3 protein-coding genes are annotated in these 4,045 nt (G+C 61.6%); all 3 read left to right on the plus strand.

Annotated elements, in window-relative coordinates:
* Position 1: 1 nt before the first annotated feature.
* Positions 2-1,351: a glutamine synthetase family protein gene (locus ACR0BT_RS20380; RefSeq protein ID WP_480459955.1), complete on the plus strand. Its 1,350-nt coding sequence runs from the start codon at positions 2-4 to the stop codon at positions 1,349-1,351.
* A gap of 128 nt (positions 1,352-1,479) precedes the next feature.
* Positions 1,480-2,862 (plus strand): aldehyde dehydrogenase family protein, encoded by a 1,383-nt coding sequence (locus ACR0BT_RS20385; protein WP_480763927.1) that lies wholly within the window; start codon positions 1,480-1,482, stop codon positions 2,860-2,862.
* Positions 2,863-2,929: 67 nt separating this feature from the next.
* Positions 2,930-4,045: iron-containing alcohol dehydrogenase (locus ACR0BT_RS20390; protein WP_480763928.1), on the plus strand; the 1,116-nt coding region annotated here is incomplete at its 3' end.

A 4,045-nucleotide genomic window follows, 5' to 3' on the forward strand; every position in this document is an offset into this window, starting at 1 on the left:
GCTGACATTTGAGCATTTGAAGGCTGAGGTTTCGTCTGGCGAGATTGATACGGTATTGGTTTGTCTGGTTGACATGCAGGGCCGTTTGATGGGCAAGCGGTTTCATGCGGGTCATTTTGTTGCGGGGGCGTGGGAAGAGACGCATTGCTGCAATTATCTGTTGGCGACGGATCTCGAGATGGGGACGCCGGACGGGTATGCGTCGACCAGTTGGGAGCGAGGCTATGGCGATTATGTGATGAAGCCGGATCTGAGCACGCTGCGCCCTGTACCGTGGCTGGAAGGCACGGCGATGGTGATGTGCGATGTGCTGGATCATCACACGCATGAAGAAGTGCCACACGCGCCGCGCTCGATCCTGAAACGTCAGGTGAACCGGCTGAAGGCGATGGGCTATGACGCGATGTGCGCCACCGAGCTGGAGTTTTTCCTGTTCGAGAAAAGCTTTGATCAGATCCGCAAGGAAGGCTTTCGCGACCTTGAGCCGATCTCGGGGTACAACGAAGACTATCACATCCTTCAGACCACCAAGGAAGAGCATGTGATGCGCCCGATCCGCAACCATCTGTGGGATGCGGGGATACCGGTCGAGAACACGAAAGGTGAGGCCGAGACCGGGCAGGAAGAACTGAACATCAAATACGCGCCTGCGATGGAGACGGCCGAGTATCACTCGATCGCCAAGAACGCGGTGAAAGAGATTGCCTGGCAGCATGGGCATGCCGCGACCTTCCTGCCGAAATGGCATCATGAGAAAGTGGGCAGTTCCAGCCACGTGCATCAGTCGCTCTGGTCCGAGGGACGGCCGATCTTTTTCGACGAAAAAGATCCGCTCGGCATGTCGGATGTGATGAAAAGCTACATGGCGGGTCTTTTGAAATACGCCGCCGATTACACCTGTTTCATGGCGCCCTACATCAACAGCTACAAGCGGTTCATGAAGGGGACCTTTGCGCCGACGCGGATCATCTGGTCGGTGGACAACCGCACCGCCGGGTTCCGTCTGTGCGGTGACGGCACCAAGGCGGTGCGGGTGGAATGCCGCATCCCGGGCTCGGATATGAACCCCTATCTGGCGATGGCTGGGATGCTGGCGGCGGGGATCGCTGGGATCGAAGAAGGGCTGGAGTTGCAGCCGCCGACCACGGGCGACGTCTATCAGGGAGAGACGGGGATGATCCCGGGCAATCTGCGCGCGGCGCGGGATGCGCTGCATGGCTCGGCGATGTTGCGGGCTGCGATGGGAGATGACGTTGTCGATCACTATGCGCGCGCGGCCGAGGTTGAGATCGAAGAGTTTGAGCGCGTGGTGACCGATTGGGAAATTGCCCGCGGGTTCGAGCGGGCTTGAGAGGGTGAAAGCGAGGGGCCAGCCCCGCCGCCATTGGCGCTCGAACCAATGGCGCACCAATGGCGGCCCCCGAGATATTTATGGCCAGATGAAGCAGGGATCCTGCTCTCTTTAGAGATGGAGTGACTATGGGGCAGATGTTGCAATGTGTCTCGCCGATTGATGGGTCGGTTTTTGCCGAGCGCGAGGTGTTGTCGCGGGAGGCCGCGTTTGAGGTTGCGGGCCGGGCGCGGGCCGCACAGGCGGCTTGGGCGGCGCGGCCCTTGCGGGAACGCATTGATCTTGTGATGGCGGGTGTGGCTGCTGTCGGCGCGATGAATGAGGAAATCGTGCCCGAGTTGGCGCATATGATGGGTCGCCCGGTGCGCTATGGCGGTGAGTTCGGCGGCTTCAACGAGCGCGCAAGCCATATGGCCGGGATTGCCGAAAGCGCATTGGCTGATATCGCGGTGGGTGAGGATGAGACATTCAAGCGCTATATCAAGCGTATCCCGCATGGGGTGGTGTTTGTGGTGGCGCCGTGGAACTACCCCTACATGACGGCGATCAACACGGTGGCCCCGGCGCTGATCGCGGGTAATACGGTGATCCTGAAACACGCCACGCAGACCCTGCTGGTGGGCGAGCGTATGGCGCAGGCCTTCCATGCAGCGGGTGTGCCGGAAGACGTGTTCCAGAATGTCTTTCTGAGCCATGACGTGACCAACGATCTGATCGCGGGCAATGCGTTCGACTTCGTGAACTTCACCGGCTCGGTCGGCGGCGGCCAGGCGATGGAGCGCGCGGCGGCGGGCACCTTTACCGGCGTCGGGACTGAGCTGGGCGGCAAGGATCCGGGTTATGTGATGGACGATGCCGATCTGGAGGCGGCGGTTGAGACGCTGATCGACGGGGCAATGTTCAACGCGGGCCAGTGCTGCTGCGGGATCGAGCGGATTTATGTGCATGAAAGCCTGTATGACGACTTCGTCGCCAGGGCGGTGGAGATCGTGAAAGGCTATAAGCTGGGCAATCCGCTGGACGCTGAGACCACCATTGGCCCGATGGCCAATGTGCGCTTTGCCGATGAGGTGCGGGCGCAGATTGCCGAGGCGGTCGAGGCTGGTGCGGTGGCCCATATCGACATCTTCCCCGAGGATGATGGCGGCGCATATCTGACGCCGCAGATCCTGACCAATGTCACCCATGACATGCGGGTGATGCGGGATGAAAGCTTTGGCCCGGTAGTGGGCATCATGAAAGTGTCCACGGATGATGAGGCCATCCGGATGATGAATGACAGCGCGTTTGGCCTGACAGCGAGCCTCTGGACCCGCGATCTGGATCGCGCGGCCCGCGTGGGCGACCAGATTGAGACGGGCACCGTCTTCATGAACCGCGCCGATTATCTGGATCCCGGCCTGTGTTGGACCGGCTGCAAGAATACCGGGCGCGGCGGCGGTCTCTCGGTCATTGGCTATCACAACCTGACACGTCCCAAATCCTATCACCTGAAAAAGGTCACGGGCTAAGGACGCCGGCCTGCCTCGGAATGACCCCCTCGCCGGGGCAGGCCTTTTGACACGAAGGAAAGCAAACATGTCACTTGTTGGAAACTGGTCTTATCCAACCGCAATCAAATTCGGGGCCGGGCGGATCAATGAATTACCCGAAGCCTGTGCGGCGGCCGGCATGAAGAAGCCGCTGCTGGTCACCGACAAGGGGCTGGCCGACCTGCCGATCACCACCGCGACGCTGGATATCATGGAGACCGCCGGTCTGGGCCGGGGTCTGTTCGCGGATGTGGACCCGAACCCCAATGAACAGAACCTCGAGGCCGGTGTTGCGGCCTATAACGCGGGCGGCCATGACGGGGTGATCGCTTTTGGCGGCGGCTCGGGGCTGGATCTGGGCAAGATGGTCGCCTTCATGTGTGGTCAGACGCGCCCGGTCTGGGACTTTGAGGACATCGGCGATTGGTGGACCCGAGCGGATGCCGATGCCATCGCGCCGATCATCGCCGTGCCCACAACTGCCGGGACCGGGTCCGAAGTGGGACGCGCCAGCGTCATCACCAACTCGGAAACCCACGCCAAGAAGATCATCTTCCATCCCAAGGTGCTGCCGACCGTGGTGATCTGCGACCCCGAGCTGACGGTGGGCATGCCCAAGTTCATCACCGCAGGCACCGGTCTGGATGCGTTCGCGCATTGTGTCGAGGCGTTCAGCAGCCCGCATTACCACCCGATGTCTCAGGGCATCGCGCTGGAAGGGATGCGGCTGGTCAAGGACTACCTGCCACGTGCCTATGCGGACGGCACCGACATCGAAGCCCGCGCCCAGATGATGAGCGCGGCGGCGATGGGGGCCACCGCCTTCCAGAAAGGCCTGGGCGCCATCCACGCCATGAGCCACCCCGTCGGCGCGGTGTTCAACACCCACCACGGCACCACCAACGCGGTCTGCATGCCCGCCGTGCTCGAGTTCAACGCGCCAGTCATCGCCGACCGCTTCCAGCAGGCCGCCGCCTATCTGGGCATCGACGGCGGCTTCGACGGCTTCCGCAGCTTCGTGCAAGAGTTCAACGACAGCCTCGCCATCCCCCGCAAACTCTCCGACCTCGGCGTCACCAAAGCCGCCATCCCCGAACTGGTCCAGGGCGCAATCATCGACCCCTCATGCGGAGGGAATCCGATCGAATTGACCGAAGAAAAC

The organism is Ruegeria sp. CJ6, assembly GCF_056536665.1.